The sequence below is a fragment of the Sphingopyxis sp. EU05-FHT14B03 genome (genome assembly GCF_058790875.1).
This window is the reverse complement of record NZ_JBYTDC010000002.1, coordinates 976,872-990,739: the sequence shown is the minus strand read 5'-3', so window position 1 is coordinate 990,739 and position 13,868 is coordinate 976,872. Positions and strand designations below refer to the sequence as shown.

The window sequence follows — 13,868 nt, the reverse complement described above, 5'->3', positions numbered from 1 at the left end:
ACTCGTTCCATGACCGACGCAACCCCCAAATCCCAGCCGTTGCCCGTGCCAGCAAGCCAGACCGCCGAAGGCGATCAGGGGCGGCAGGCCGGCGGCTTCGCGACGGCGATGCCGTGGATCCTGCAATATTGGCGCGTCGCGCTGCGCTGGAAATGGGTGATCATCGGCACGATCATCGCCTGCCTGATCGGCGGCGCGGTCTACACGATGCTCGCCCAGCGCATCTATACCGCGAACGCACGGATCGAGGTTTCGCGTACCGAATCCAAGGTGCTCAACATGAGCGGCGTCGAGCCCGAACGGGGCGGCCGCGTCGAGCAGGAATTCTATCAGACGCAGTATAACTTGCTGCGCGCCCGTTCGCAGGCCGCGCGCGTCGCCAAAAGCCTGAACCTGGCGCGAGACCCGACCTTCCTGGCGGCCTTTGGCGGCAAGGCGCCGCCGTCGTCGCTGCGCGTGATGTCGAAGGCCGAACTCGATGCCGCGACCCGCGGCGTCGCCTCGGTGCTCGGCAGCATGGTCCAGATCAAGCCGGTCATCGGATCGGCGCTGGTCGACATTTCGGTGTCGACTCCCAACCCCGAATTGTCGGCGAAGATCGCCAACAGCTGGGCCGAGAATTTCATCGCCGGCAATCTCGAGCGCCGCTATGATTCCGCGTCCTACGCACGCCGGTTCCTTGAGGATCAGCTGCAGCAGACCAAGGCCAAGATGGAAGAGGCCGAGCGCGAGATGATGAGCTATGCCGAACGGCAGGGCATCCTCACCATCGCGCAGTCGGACAGCAGCGACCCGAAGGCACCGACCGTCGAGCGCTCGATCATGGCCACCGACCTGGTCGCGCTGAACGATGCGCTCAATAAGGCGACGATCGAACGGATCGCCGCCGAGAGCGCGTTGAAGGCCGCAACCGGACAGGCCTCCGCCCTCGCCAGCGGGAGCGCCAGCGTCGCCGGCCTGCGCCAACGCAAGGCGGACCTGCAATCCGAATATGCCAAGCTGATGGTGATATTCCAGCCCGACTACCCGCCGGCGCAGGCGCTCGACCGCCAGATCAAGGAAGTCGACCGGGCGATCAACGCCGAGCAGAACCAGGTCGGCGGATCGAACGTCGCGACCGCGCGCGCCGCCTATACGGCCGCAGCCGCCCGCGAAGAGGAACTGCGCTCGCGCGTGTCGGGGACCAAGGTCAATCTGGTCGATGAACGTCGCCGCAGTGTCCAGTACGGCATCCTGCAGCGCGAGGTCGACACCAACCGCGAACTTTATGACGGCCTGCTCCAGCGCTACAAGGAAGTCGGAATCGCCGGCGGCGTCGGCACGAACAATGTCGCGATCGTCGATCGCGCGCTGGTCCCCGGCGTGCCGTCGAGCCCGCGGCTGACGAGCAACATGTTCACCGCGCTGCTGATCGGCCTTGCGCTTGCCGCGCTGCTGACGATCATCCTCGCCCAGATCGACACCACGGTCCGCGACCCCGCCGAAGCACAGGAAGTCACCGACCTCCCGCTGCTCGGCGTCATTCCGGATACCGACAACGAACTGGCCATCGAAGAAGTGCGCGACCGCAAGTCGTCGCAGTCCGAAGCCTATCTGTCGGTCCAGACCGCGCTGCGCTTCTCGACGACCACCGGCGTCCCGCGCTCGCTCATGTGCACCTCGACGCGCAAGGGCGAAGGCAAGTCGACCTCTTCCTATGCGCTGGCGCTATCGCTCCATCGCATCGGACGCAGCGCGATCATCGTCGATTGCGATCTGCGCTCGCCGTCGGTCCACCGCCTCGCGGGTGTCGCCAATGGCGCGGGAACGAGCAACTTCCTGTCGGGCAACAACGACATCATGGCGATGATCCATCACGACGAACAGGATGGCCTGCCCTTCATCACCGCCGGCCCGATGCCGCCGAATGCCGCCGAACTGCTGTCGAGCGATCGCATCGCCGACCTGGTCGCGGCACTGGGCCAGCATTTCCAGCACGTCGTGCTCGACGCGCCGCCGGTCCTCGGCCTTGCCGACTCGCCGTTGCTGGCGAGCAAGGTCGAAGGCGTCGTCTATTGCGTCGAGGCCGAAGGCGCCCGAACCAATGCGATCCGTTATTCGCTCGCACGCCTGCGCGCCGCCGGAGCGACGTTGCTCGGTGTCGTGCTGACCAAGTTCGACGAAAAGCGGGCCTATTACGGCTATGGTTATGAATATGGGTACGGCTATGCCGACACGCAGCCGGGTGAATAGGGTCGCAGTCGGGGGCAGGAAAATCGGTGGATCGGGCGCGCGTCATGTCTCGCGCCTGCCGGGCCGGGGTGTCCTCCTCTATGGCGCCGCGGTGCTGGTGGTCTGGCTGCTGGTCACGACGTTCACCGCGTCATCGGTCATGGCGGTCTACAGCCCGGCGCGCGCGCTGACGCTCAATCCGTTCAATGCCACCGTCAAGGCGCAGATGGCGAGCGACCTCGTCTATGCCACCGGCGACGCGAGCCAGACCGGCGCGGCGGCAAAGCTGAGCCGCGAGGCGCTCGACGGTAACCCGATGCTGCCCGCGGCCTATCGCATGATCGGCCTCGACAACGCGCGCCATGGCAAGCCGGTGAAACCCGCGATCATGGCCGCGACCTATCTTACGCGGCGCGACTATGTCGCCAATCTGTGGCTGATCGAGGATGCCGTGAAACGCGGCCGCATGGATCAGGCGATGACCGACGTCGACGCCTCGCTGCGCACCTCGCGCCGCGGCCAGGCGCTGCTGTTCCCGATCCTGTCGAAGGCGATAGCCGAACCCGAAATGAAGCCGCAGTTCGTGCGGCTGTTTCGTCCGGCGCCCGACTGGCTGCCCAGCTTCCTGAGCTATTATATCGGGACCAAGCAGAAGGCGGTGCCGCTCGCGCAGGTCATCCTGTCGGTGCGCAAGGATCTGCCGCCCAGTTTTGGCGAACTCGACCGGACGCTGATCAGCATGATGGTCGTCCAGCATGATTTCGACGCCGCGCGCGCCTATGAGCGCCAGATCGCGGGCGCCGGGCCGAAAGCCGACACGTCGATCGTCCATCACGGCCGCTTTCAGGAGGAAGGCCCCTACCCGCCGATCGACTGGCATCTGATCCGCGAATCGGCCTATGGCTCGGACATCGCCAAGGACGCGAAGGGCAACCGGCTCGTCGTCGTGTCCGACGAGGAACGGCCCAATCTGGTCGCGCGCCAGCTCATCCAGTTGACCCCCGGCAGCTATCGTTTCGCCACGCGCGGCAGGCTGGTGACCAGCAACGACGATGCGTCGGCGGTCTGGCAGGTCGCCTGCGCCGAACAGGACAAGTCGGGCGTGTTCGCAAGCATCAAATATGCGCGCGGCGTTGCAGCGGATCCCGTCGACTTCAGCGTCCCGAGCGGCGGTTGCCGCAACTATTGGGTCGGCCTGATCGTCGCGGGCGGTTTCGGTACCTCGGCGCTGCAGGCGGAGTTTCAGCAAGTCGACCTTCAGCCGGTCCGCTGATGGCGGCCTCAACATCGGGAAACGATGCACGATGAGCGGTTTTTCGCCGGCGCGGCTTGTCCGCTATGCGATGGCACACCCGATCGGCGAGCGGCAGCGGCTGCGCACCCTTGCGCGGATCGCGCGATGGCAGCTCAGTGCCCGGCTGCTCGGCGGACCGCGCGTCCATTCGTGGGTCGGCGGCAGCCGGCTCGTCGTCGAACGCGGGATGACCGGTGCGACCGGCAACGTCTATTTCGGGCTGCACGAGTTCGCCGACATGGGCTTCGTGCTCCATATGTTGCGCGCCGACGACCTGTTCGTCGATATCGGCGCCAATATCGGCAGCTTCACGATCCTCGCCGCCAAGGTTGCGGGCGCCCGCGTCATCGCGTTCGAACCCGACACCAACACGGTCGCGACGCTGGCGCGCAACATCGACGCCAATGGAGTCGGCGACCAGGTCGAAGTGCACACGAGCGCGCTCGGCGACCGCGAACAGGAACTGTGGTTCACCAGCGGCATGGACACGATCAACCATGTCGCTGACGCGGATACGCCGGGCGCGGTGCGCGTCCATGGCACGACGCTCGACACGGTGCTGGCGGGGCGCGTGCCCCTGCTCATCAAGATCGACGTCGAGGGCCATGAACCCGCTGTCATCGCGGGCGCGCCGAAGACCCTGGCTTCACCGCAGTTGCAGGCGGTCGAGGTCGAAACGGTGACGCAGGACATCGCCGACCTGCTGGCGGGCCATGGTTTCGTGCAGCGCCACTATGACCCGTTCACCCGGCGACTTTCGTCGACCCCGGTCCACGCCGCGAACAACAGCCTCTATGTCCGCGACGAGGCGCTTGTGGCGCAGCGGCTGCAAAGCGCGCCGCCGGTCGATGTCTACGGAATCGCCGTCTAGGCATCCGGCGATCACACGCGATGAAAATCCTCTATATCCAATATGCGAACCCCGGCGGTTTTCCTGCAGCGATGCGCGCCGGGCGGCTGTGGCGCCGCGACGGGCACGAGGTCCGCTATCTCGGCGTCGGGTTCGGCGAGGACGACCCGCTTGCTGTCGCCGACGATCTTTCGGATGCCTGTGACTGGGTGTATTTCGGGCGCCTGACCCCGCTGCGTTTCGCCGCAAAGGCAGCCTCTCTGGTGCGGCGCTGGAAGCCCGACTGGCTCTATATCGCCGACGCGACCGCGGCGCTGCTCTGCGCACCGGTCCGTGCGTTTCATCGCGGCGGCATCGTCTATCACGAGCATGACTCGCCGGTCGAAGGCGCGTCGGCACGGCTGCGGGCAGAGTGGGCCGGGCGCAAGGCGATGGCGCGCCGCGCCGACGCCGTCGTGCTGCCCAACGCCGACCGAGCGGCGCTGCTGGCGCGCGACGCCGGGCTGCCCGCGGGACGCGCGCCGATCGTCGCCTGGAACACCCCCTGCCGCGCCGAGGTCGGGCCGCCGCGCGTCATCGCCGCCCAAGGCCCGGTGCGCGTCGTTTATGCGGGTTCGATCAACATCCACCGCGTCCCCTTCGCACTGGTCGACGCGCTTGCCGCGGTGCCGAACATCGAACTGACGGTGATCGGATATGAGACCGTGTCGTCGCGCGGCCATTGCGACCGCCTGCGCGCCCATGCCGAAACGCGGGACTGTGCGGATCGGCTGCTGTTCCGCGGCGCGATGCCCTATCACGAACTGCTCGGCGCATTGCAGGGCTATGACGTCACATTCGCGGCGCTGCCGCTCGATGCCTTCGAAGTCAATTTGCGCTACATGGCCGGGGCCTCGAACAAGACCTTCGACGCGATCGGCCAGGGACAGGCGCTCGTCGTCGGGCCGGGCGCCGACTGGCACGCGATGTTCGTCGAGCCGGGTTATGCGGTTGTCTGCGACCCCGCCGACGCGGCATCGATCGCCGAGGCGTTCCGGCAGCTTGGCGCCGACCGCGACGCGGTGCGCGCGATGGGCGAAGCCGCACGCCAGCGGATGATCGCCGAATGGGCCTATGAGGAGCAATTCGCGCCGGTGCTGCGGATCATGACGCGGACCCGCGGGGGCGCATCGTGAAGATTTTGACGCCGGTCAGCGGCAATCCCTGGGCGGTGCCCGATTGCTATTATCGCGGGCTGGTCCATGCCGGGGCCGATGTCGCTGCTTATGACATCGGCGAAGCGCCCGCCTCGCTGGCCGGGCGCATCCTGCTGCGCCTGCGACGGCTGGCAGGATCGGTAGCGGCGAAGACGCTCGAGCGTGCGGTCGCCGCCGAAAAACCCGACGTGCTGATCATCTTCAAGGGCTTCGACTATCCCCCCGCCCTGCTCCGCAAAATCGCAGCGCGCGGTGTCCAGCTGGTCAACTACAACCCCGATCACCCCTTTCGCTTTTTCCTGTCGGGCGCGGGCAACGCCAATGTCCGCGACAGCATCCCGGCGTACCAGCTCTATTTCACCTATAGTGGTCCGATCGGGCGCGAAATGCGCGAGGCCTATCCGGACCTGCCGGTCGCCGTGCTGCCGTTCGGCCATGCGGTCGACGATGCGCTGCACGACGAACTCGCGAGCGAGCCGGAGGTGCTGCGCGGCTGTTTCAACGCCAATCCCGACGAGGATCGCGCGGCGGCGGTCCGGCTGCTCATCGAAAATGGCGTCGCGATGGACCTGTTCGGCTGGGGGTGGGAGAAGTTCCTGACCCCGGGGCCGATGCTCGGCATCTATCCGGTCGAGCGCGGCACCGACATGCTGCGCATCCTGCGGCGTTACCGGTTCCAGCTCAACATGTTCCGCCCGCACAACGAGGGGTCGCATAATCTGCGTAGCTTCGAAGTGCCGGCGGTCGGCGGCATATTGCTGGCGCCCGACAGCCCCGAGCATCGCGACTTCTTTGTGGCCGACCGCGACGCCTTTTATTTCACCACCCCCGCCGAAATGCTGGCGAAGGCCCAGCGGCTGCTGGCGATGCCCGCCGCCGAGGCCGATGAAGTCCGGGCTTCGGCGCGGCGGCGGACGGTCGAAATCGAATCCCATTTCGACGACCGCGCGCGCGCGATGCTGGCCGAAATTCGCCGGGTGATCACGGCATGAAGGTGCTGCTGCTCCTCAACGAAGATTATCAGGCGGCGAGCGGCATCGCGCAATATAATCGCAACGTCGCCGACGCACTGCGCGGGATCGACGACGCCGAGATGCGGATCGTCTGCCGCGGGCGGATGGCGAGCGCCGCCGCCGACAAGGCGGTGTTCGGCGTGCAGGCGCTGTTCCACTGCCTCGTCTGGCGCCCCGACCTGATCTTTGTCGGCCATATCAACCTCGTCCCGCTGGTCATCGGGATCGCGCGGCGTTTCGGCATCCCGGTCGTCCTCCCTGCGCATGGCATCGAAGTGTGGGACAAGCCGGGTCCCTCGCGGCTGCGCGCCACCGAACAGGTGACCGAAATCTGGCCGGTGAGCCGGACGACGCAGGACCGCATGCGCGACTGGATGCCGGGTGTGCCGATGCACATCGTCCACAATTGCGTCGAGCTGTCGGACTTCACCCCCGGCCCCCGGCCTGACTATCTGGTCGATCGTTACGGGCTGGCGGGCAAGAAAGTGGTGATGACGCTGGCGCGCCTGCCCGGATGGGACCGGCACAAGGGCGTCGACGAGATGATCCAGGCGATGGCCGACCTCAAGGAGCGCCAGCCCGATCTGCGCTATCTCGTCGCCGGCGAGGGGCCTGACAAGCAGCGGCTGATCGATCTCGCCGCTGGGCTGGGGGTCGCCGACTCGGTGATCTTCGCCGGTTTCATCGACCGCGCCGAAAAGCTCGATCATTACCGGCTCGCCGATGCTTTCGCGATGCCCAGCCGCGGCGAGGGTTTCGGCATCGTCTTTCTCGAATCGCTGGCGTGCGGGGTGCCGGTGATGGGCAGCACGCTCGACGGCGGGCGCGACGCGCTGCTCGATGGCGAATTGGGGCTGCTGGTCGATCCAGGCGATCGCGCCGCGGTCGCGGCGGGGGTCGAGACGGTGCTGACGGCGAAGGCGCCACCGCGTGCGGCGCTCGACGTCTACAGCTTCGACGCTTTTGCGAAGAGCATCGAGCAAGCGATGCGCGCGCTGATCGCCGGCACGGGCCTCGGACGACCCTAGATGGAGACGGCAACGCCGCCGCCGCGCGCCTTATGGGTCGACCGCGCCAAGGGCTATGGCATCATCCTGGTGGTCGTCGGCCATATCGCGACCGTCGACCGGCTGGTCCACGACATATTCCTGTTTCACATGCCGCTGTTCTTTTTCCTGTCGGGTCTCACCTTTCGGTCCTTCAGCGGCGTCGCCGCGACGCTCGGCAAGGCGCGGGCGCTGCTGCTTCCCTATGTCGCCTTCGCCCTGCTCATCCTGTTTTGCCTGATCGTCGCCAATGCGGCGCTGGGAAGCGGGCTTCCCGTACCCGGCCCGCTTCACTTCCTGCTCGGCGGCACCTTCCTGACCGGTGCGTTCGGGACCTTCTGGTTCCCGACCGCGCTGCTCGTCACCTTGCTGCTGCTGAACCTGCTGCTTCGCCTGCCCTTGTGGGCGCAGGGCGCCGTCCTCGCCGCGACAGCGACCGCTTCCTTCCTGCTCGGCGGTCTCACGCCGTTCAATCCCTATGGTCTGCTGACCGTCGGCATGGCGCTGCCCTTTGCCGCCGCCGGCCATCATGTCGGACTCGATCGGGTCGCAAAACCCGATTGGAAGGCGATCGCCGGGCTGGCGCTGTGCGCCGCCGCCTTCTTCCTCCTCGCCCCCTATGGCGGAAAGGTCGATTTCAAATATCTGGATTATGGCGTCTTTCCGGTCGCAACCCTCGCCGCTGCCGCCGCGATCGGCGCGATCTGCTTCGTTTCCGCTGTCCCCGTCCCCGGCGTCGCGACGATCGGGCGCGCGTCATTGACGATCATGTACACCCATCTCCTGGTGCTGATGCTGCTCAAACCCGCCTTGGAATGGCCGATTATCGTGGTCGTGGCGGTTGCTGTCGGGGTCGCGCTGCATCGGCTGTTCGCGCTGTCTTCGCCGACGCGGCGGCTGTTGCTCGGCATGCGCGCCTGATGCGTACCGCGTCGACATGGTCCGCGGCGCTCGACAGCGCGCGCGTAGCAGGGCATTAGGACCGGGCATGCTTTTCGAAACCGCAGAATCCACGATCCTGTTCTGGCTGTCGGTCGGCGCCGTCACGATGTTCGGCGTGATGGCGCACACGATCCGCTCGAACAAGGGTACGCTCGGCTTTCCGATGGCCATGCTGTTCGCGCTGGCGATCATGCATGTGGCCGCCGGCGTTCACCTGATTCCGGGATATTACCACCAGTACGACCCCTATCTGAACGGCATCGGCTATACCCGCGACACGGTGGCCAAGGGGTTGCAGGTTTCGACCATCGGCTTCGTGATGATGGCGCTGGGCATCTGGTTGATGTCGTATCTGGGCGACAATTATCATGTCGATTTCGACGCGCGCCGCATGCCGGCCCGGTTCCTCCGCGTGGCGCAAAAAAGCGTGCTGGCGATTGGCGTATTCTTCTTTTTCGCCATCACCGTCGTTCCCGCGATCGCGCAGATTCCGACGATCGGCGCCGTCATCGTCAGCGGCAAGAACCTGCTGATCATCGGTATCTGCTTGTCGATCCTGCGCCGCGTCTGGCTGAACGAAGGTCTGACGATGTGGCAGATCGGCGCGATCACCGTCGCCATTCCCATCGCCAACCTGCTCGGCAACGCGATTCTGGCCGACGCGGTCGCGGCGATCATCATCATCGGCTGTTTCTGGCTGACCATTGCGGGCCGTCGTTTCGGCATCGGCCGGGTGATACTCGCGGTCGTCGCCGCCAGCTATATCTTCCTGTTCCTGTCGACCAACTATCTGCTGACCCGCGGTCAGTTTCGCGAAGTGGTGTGGGAACCGACATCGACGCTGTCGGAGCGCGTCGACGGCCTCGTCGACGCGATCGGCCAGTTCGGCTCGCTGTCGAGCAGCGACCAGAAGCAGCTTTACGTTCTCGACTCGCGTCTGAATCAGAGCCTGTTCACCGGCATGGCGGTCGAAAAACTCCAGGCGCAGCCCGACACCTATGAAAATGGCTCGACGCTGCTCGCCGGTCTGTTTGCGTTCGTTCCGCGCGCGATCTGGACGACCAAGCCGGTCCGCGGCGGCTCGGAATTCCTCACCGCGCATACCGGCTATCAGGCAAGCAACGAAACGACGTTCGGCATCGGGCCCTTTTTTGAGTTTTATGCCAATTTCGCGATGTTCGGCGTGATCTTCTTCTCGTTCCTGATGGGCCTGTTCGTCCGCTATCTCGACCTGCGGGCCTACCGCGCGCTCGCCGACGGGCGGATGACCGAGGCGATCCCGCTGATGTCGGGTCTGGTCGCGATGGTCCAGCCGCTGGCGAACATGTCGAGCCTGTTCTCGACCTTCTACGCCTCGCTGGTGATCGGCTTCATCGTGGCGAAGATCCTCGAGCGCTATCTCGATATCCGGCAGTTCGCCGAGAAACAGGGCCGAACCCAGCGGGTATGACGCGGATCCTGCTGACCAATCCCAGTTTCCGGCTCGAACATGGCGGTCCGGCCTATTCGGTCGGACGGCTGGCGGGGGCACTCGCGGCGCTGGGCCATGACGTCACGGTGTGGGCCGCCGACGGCAGCGCCGACCGTGTCGCGACGATGGACCCCAGCGGCAGCGTGACGATCGCCGCCGCCGAACTGGACACGGTCCTGACCGCGCAGCGCTGGGACGTGGTGCACGACAATGGCCTGTGGCTGCCGCATGGCGCGCGGATCGCCGGTCACTGCCGTACCCACGCGATCCCGCGCCTGCTGAGCGTCAGGGGCATGATGCAGCCCTGGGCGTGGAACCACAGGCGCTGGAAGAAGCGGCTGGCCTGGGCGCTGTACCAGAAGCGCGGGGTCGAACAGGCAACGCGGCTGCACGCCACGGCGGACGACGAGGTCGCGCGCATCCGCGACCGTTATCCCGCGCGGCGGCCGCTGCTGATCGCCAACGGTATCGACATTCCCGACCAGCCCCCGCGCGCGCCGATGTCCGATGGCGCGGTCCGCACCGCATTGTTCCTGGGCCGGATCCATCCGGTGAAAGGCTTGACGATGCTGGTCGACGCCTGGGCCGCGGTCAGGCCGGCGGGCTGGCGCCTGCAACTGGTCGGCCCCGACGAGGACGGGTTCCGCGCGCAACTGGAAGCGCAAATCGCCGCCGCAGGCCTTTCGGACACAATTTCGCTTGCAGGCCCCGCGAGTGGTGCCGCGAAAACCGCATTCTATGACGAGGCGTCGCTGTTCCTGCTGCCGAGCTATACCGAGAATTTCGGGATTTCGGCGGCAGAGGCGCTGGCCCACGCCATTCCTGTCATCACGACGACCGGAACGCCCTGGCAGGTTCTGGAAACCGAGGGCTGCGGCTGGTGGGTCGCGCCCGAGACCGCGGCGATCGCCGCCGCCCTCGCCGACGCGACCGCGCGGCCCGACCGCGACCTGATCGCCATGGGTGCGACGGGCCGTTCATGGGTTGCCGATAACCTGCACTGGCCCGCCATTGCCAAGCAGTTTGGCGATGCCTATGCGGACGCGATAGCCAACCCTTCGTTGGTTTAATCGGGGGATTTTCGTTGGTTGTTCCCGGCGTGCGCTTTTCGATCGTCACCGTCTGCTATAATCCCGGCGAGACGATCCTGGCCTGCCTGCGTTCGGTCGCCGAGCAGGGCTATCCGCATATCGAACATATCGTCATCGACGGCGCCTCGCCCGACGGCACCGCCGAACGCATCGCTGCGCTCGACTGGTTCAAGGGCCGGCTGGTGTCCGAACCCGACAAGGGCATTTACGACGCGATGAACAAGGGCGCCGCGCTTGCGACCGGCGATTATCTGGGCTTCCTGAACGCTGACGACTGGCTCGGTGACCCCGATGCGATCGCTAGGCTCGCTGCCGCTGCCGCCGCACATCCGGGCGCCGATGCGGTGCAGGGCGATGTCGTCATCGTCGATCCCGACAAGCCGGGGCGCCAACGCTATTATTCGGGCGCCGGCAACTGGCAGCGACGCCTGCGCTGGGGCCAGATGCCGCCGCATCCCGGTTTCTACATGCGCAGCGACCTGTTCCGCGAAATGGGCGGCTTTGCCACCGATTACCGGATCGCTGCCGATTACGACCTGATGCTCCGCTTCTTCTGCACCGCGGGGCGCCAGGCGGTGCATGTGCCCGCCCCGATCGTCACCATGGCGACCGGCGGCGTATCGAACCAGGGGTTGCAGAGCCGCAAAATCATCAACCGCGAAATCGGCGTCGCCTGCAAGCGCAACGGGGTGAAGACCAATTCGCTGATGATCTGGTCGAAATATCTCACCAAAATCTTCCAATATTGGCCGCGCAAGGCGGTTTGATGCCCGGCGGGACGACCCTTGTCACCGGCGCCAACGGCTTCGTCGGGGCCGAGATCGTGCGCCAATTGCGCGCGCAGGGCCTGGCCGCGCGCGGCGCGGTGCGGACGGTGGCCGGCGCCGATGAGGTCGCGGTCGGCGATATCGGCCCCGATACCGACTGGAGCGCTGCGCTCGCCGGAGTCGATCGGGTGATCCACTGCGCGGCGCGTGTCCATCAGATGGACGACCGCGCCACCGATCCGCTCGCCGCCTTCCGCGCCGTCAACCGCGACGGCACCGCCGCCCTGGCGCGGCAGGCCGCGGCCGCGGGGGCGACGCGACTCGTCTTTCTGAGCTCGATCAAGGTCAATGGCGAGACGACGCGCGGCCGCGCGCCTTTCACCGCCGCCGATGCGGCGTCGCCGCAAGACCCTTATGGCCAGTCCAAATGGGAGGCCGAACAGGACCTCCATGCCATCGCCGCCGAAACGGGTCTCGAAGTGACCATCGTCCGCCCGCCGCTCGTCTATGGCCCCACAGTGCGCGCCAATTTCGCGCGCATGGTGTCGTGGGTGGCGCGCGGGCGCCCCCTGCCCTTCGGCCTTTGCAACAACCGGCGCAGTCTGGTCGCGGTGGCCAATCTCGCCTCGCTCGCGATCGCGGCGAGCCGGCATCCGGCCGCGGCGGGCGCGACGCTGATGGCGAGCGACGCCGAAAGCGTCAGCGTGCGAGAGCTGCTGGCACAGATCGGCATCGCCTTCGGCCGCCCCGCGCGATTGTTGCCGGTGCCCGTTGCGCTGCTGCGGCTGCTCGGCAGTGTCATCGGCCAGCGCGCCGCGATCGACCGCCTGTGCGACCCGCTGCTGGTCGATGGCGCTCCGACGCGGGCATTGCTCGGCTGGCATCCGCCGGTGACGATGGCCGAGGAACTGGCGCGCATGGCGGCAGCGGAGCGGCGCGCATGATCGATACCGGCCTCGCGCTCACCGGCATCTGCCTGATCGCCACGCTTATGCTGCTCAGCCTCTATGTCGGCTGGGCGAAGCAGCGGATGGTCGACACGCCGAACGAGCGCAGCGCGCATGTCGTCGCGACCCCGACCGGCGGCGGGATCGTTTTCCTGTCGGTCTGGGTCGTCATGCTCGCCGCCGGGGCGCTGCTCATCCCCTATCAGGTCATTCCCGCCCTCGCGCTCGGCCCCGCCGTCGTGGCGCTGATGTGGCTCGGCTGGATCGACGACCGCACGCCCCTGCCGACGTCCTTGCGCTTCGCGGTCCAGTTCGGCTCGGCGGGGCTGTTCCTGCTGCTCTGGCCATGGCCCGACACGATCGGCCTCTGGTTCTGGCCGCTGGCGATCGTCGCGCTGCTCTATCTCGTCTATTCGGCGAATATCACCAATTTCATGGACGGCATCGACGGCATCGTCGCGCTGCAGATGCTTGGCTTCGTCGCCGGCACGCTGCTGATCCTGCCACCCACCGTGCTGACCCTGCCGATGCTGTTGCTCGGCGCGGCGGTGCTCGGTTTCTTCCTGTTCAACCGGCCGCCGGCCAAGCTGTTCATGGGCGACAGCGGCAGCGCGCCGCTGGGGCTGATCGTCGCCGCGGTCACGCTGGCGGTCGCCGCATCGAACTGGCGCTTCGGACTCGCGCTGCTCGTGTTGCAGGGGGTGTTCCTGTGCGACAGCGCGGTCACGCTGCTCCGCCGTTTCCTGCGCCGTCAGAATGTGACGCACGCCCACAGCGAGCATGCCTATCAGCACGCCAAGCGCCGCTGGGGGCACGCGCGGGTCAGCTATGGCCTGTTCGCGCTGACGCTGCTGATCCAACTGCCCGTCGCTTATGCGGTGGCGTGGAAACTGCCCTTCTGGATCGCCGGAATCGACCTCGTTCTGCTCGCACTGCTCGCCGCGCTCTTCCGCGCCGGTGCACCGCGCGCCGATTGATCTTTTTGCGCAGCTTGTCCATAGATGCCGACAACCGGCCCGCACCGCGACGGGGGGATGCAA

The 13,868-nt window shown here is 66.6% G+C and carries 12 protein-coding genes; all 12 read left to right on the top strand.

Annotated elements, in window-relative coordinates:
* Positions 1 to 9: 9 nt before the first annotated feature.
* The 12 genes from AC3WS4_RS13835 (at position 10) to AC3WS4_RS13780 (ending at position 13,805) form a co-directional block, all read left to right on the top strand.
* Positions 10 to 2,232, top strand: coding sequence for a GumC family protein (locus tag AC3WS4_RS13835; protein ID WP_056351533.1), 2,223 nt, complete (start codon positions 10 to 12; stop codon positions 2,230 to 2,232).
* A complete protein-coding gene (locus AC3WS4_RS13830) occupies positions 2,225 to 3,484 on the top strand; it encodes a tetratricopeptide repeat protein (protein ID WP_187669026.1) in 1,260 nt (419 codons plus the stop codon). The genes AC3WS4_RS13835 and AC3WS4_RS13830 overlap by 8 nt, the downstream gene beginning before the upstream one ends.
* Before the next feature lie 31 nt (positions 3,485 to 3,515).
* Entirely contained in the window at positions 3,516 to 4,376 is an 861-nt protein-coding gene (locus tag AC3WS4_RS13825) for an FkbM family methyltransferase (RefSeq protein ID WP_492739637.1), read from the top strand.
* 20 nt (positions 4,377 to 4,396) lie between these two features.
* Positions 4,397 to 5,530 carry a glycosyltransferase gene (locus tag AC3WS4_RS13820; RefSeq protein WP_492739638.1) on the top strand — a complete coding sequence of 378 codons (1,134 nt, stop codon included), beginning with the start codon at positions 4,397 to 4,399 and terminating at the stop codon, positions 5,528 to 5,530.
* Positions 5,527 to 6,543, top strand: coding sequence for a CgeB family protein (locus AC3WS4_RS13815; protein ID WP_492739639.1), 1,017 nt, complete (start codon positions 5,527 to 5,529; stop codon positions 6,541 to 6,543). Before AC3WS4_RS13820 ends, AC3WS4_RS13815 begins: the two co-directional genes overlap by 4 nt.
* Positions 6,540 to 7,592, top strand: coding sequence for a glycosyltransferase family 4 protein (locus tag AC3WS4_RS13810; RefSeq protein WP_492739640.1), 1,053 nt, complete (start codon positions 6,540 to 6,542; stop codon positions 7,590 to 7,592). Before AC3WS4_RS13815 ends, AC3WS4_RS13810 begins: the two co-directional genes overlap by 4 nt.
* The gene (locus AC3WS4_RS13805) at positions 7,593 to 8,531 is read left to right on the top strand and encodes an acyltransferase family protein (RefSeq protein WP_492739641.1); all 939 of its coding nucleotides are present in this window, start codon (positions 7,593 to 7,595) and stop codon (positions 8,529 to 8,531) included. It begins immediately after the preceding gene.
* A gap of 67 nt (positions 8,532 to 8,598) precedes the next feature.
* Positions 8,599 to 10,002, top strand: a complete 1,404-nt coding sequence (locus tag AC3WS4_RS13800; RefSeq protein WP_056351557.1) for a hypothetical protein — start codon at positions 8,599 to 8,601, stop codon at positions 10,000 to 10,002.
* Positions 9,999 to 11,093 (top strand): glycosyltransferase, encoded by a 1,095-nt coding sequence (locus AC3WS4_RS13795; protein WP_492739642.1) that lies wholly within the window; start codon positions 9,999 to 10,001, stop codon positions 11,091 to 11,093. The genes AC3WS4_RS13800 and AC3WS4_RS13795 overlap by 4 nt, the downstream gene beginning before the upstream one ends.
* Before the next feature lie 14 nt (positions 11,094 to 11,107).
* Positions 11,108 to 11,881, top strand: coding sequence for a glycosyltransferase family 2 protein (locus AC3WS4_RS13790; protein ID WP_492739643.1), 774 nt, complete (start codon positions 11,108 to 11,110; stop codon positions 11,879 to 11,881).
* Positions 11,881 to 12,825 carry an NAD-dependent epimerase/dehydratase family protein gene (locus AC3WS4_RS13785; protein WP_492739644.1) on the top strand — a complete coding sequence of 315 codons (945 nt, stop codon included), beginning with the start codon at positions 11,881 to 11,883 and terminating at the stop codon, positions 12,823 to 12,825. Before AC3WS4_RS13790 ends, AC3WS4_RS13785 begins: the two co-directional genes overlap by 1 nt.
* Positions 12,822 to 13,805, top strand: coding sequence for an MraY family glycosyltransferase (locus AC3WS4_RS13780; protein ID WP_492739645.1), 984 nt, complete (start codon positions 12,822 to 12,824; stop codon positions 13,803 to 13,805). Before AC3WS4_RS13785 ends, AC3WS4_RS13780 begins: the two co-directional genes overlap by 4 nt.
* The last annotated feature ends 63 nt before the right edge of the window (positions 13,806 to 13,868 follow it).

Excerpts from the sequence above, each read along its gene's own strand:
- AC3WS4_RS13835 (WP_056351533.1), top strand. The coding sequence starts at position 10 with ATGACCGACGCAACCCCCAAATCCCAGCCGTTGCCCGTGCCAGCAAGC.
- AC3WS4_RS13785 (WP_492739644.1), top strand. The coding sequence starts at position 11,881 with ATGCCCGGCGGGACGACCCTTGTCACCGGCGCCAACGGCTTCGTCGGG.
- AC3WS4_RS13805 (WP_492739641.1), top strand. The coding sequence starts at position 7,593 with ATGGAGACGGCAACGCCGCCGCCGCGCGCCTTATGGGTCGACCGCGCC.
- AC3WS4_RS13800 (WP_056351557.1), top strand. The coding sequence starts at position 8,599 with ATGCTTTTCGAAACCGCAGAATCCACGATCCTGTTCTGGCTGTCGGTC.
- AC3WS4_RS13810 (WP_492739640.1), top strand. The coding sequence starts at position 6,540 with ATGAAGGTGCTGCTGCTCCTCAACGAAGATTATCAGGCGGCGAGCGGC.
- AC3WS4_RS13825 (WP_492739637.1), top strand. The coding sequence starts at position 3,516 with ATGAGCGGTTTTTCGCCGGCGCGGCTTGTCCGCTATGCGATGGCACAC.
- AC3WS4_RS13820 (WP_492739638.1), top strand. The coding sequence starts at position 4,397 with ATGAAAATCCTCTATATCCAATATGCGAACCCCGGCGGTTTTCCTGCA.
- AC3WS4_RS13795 (WP_492739642.1), top strand. The coding sequence starts at position 9,999 with ATGACGCGGATCCTGCTGACCAATCCCAGTTTCCGGCTCGAACATGGC.
- AC3WS4_RS13780 (WP_492739645.1), top strand. The coding sequence starts at position 12,822 with ATGATCGATACCGGCCTCGCGCTCACCGGCATCTGCCTGATCGCCACG.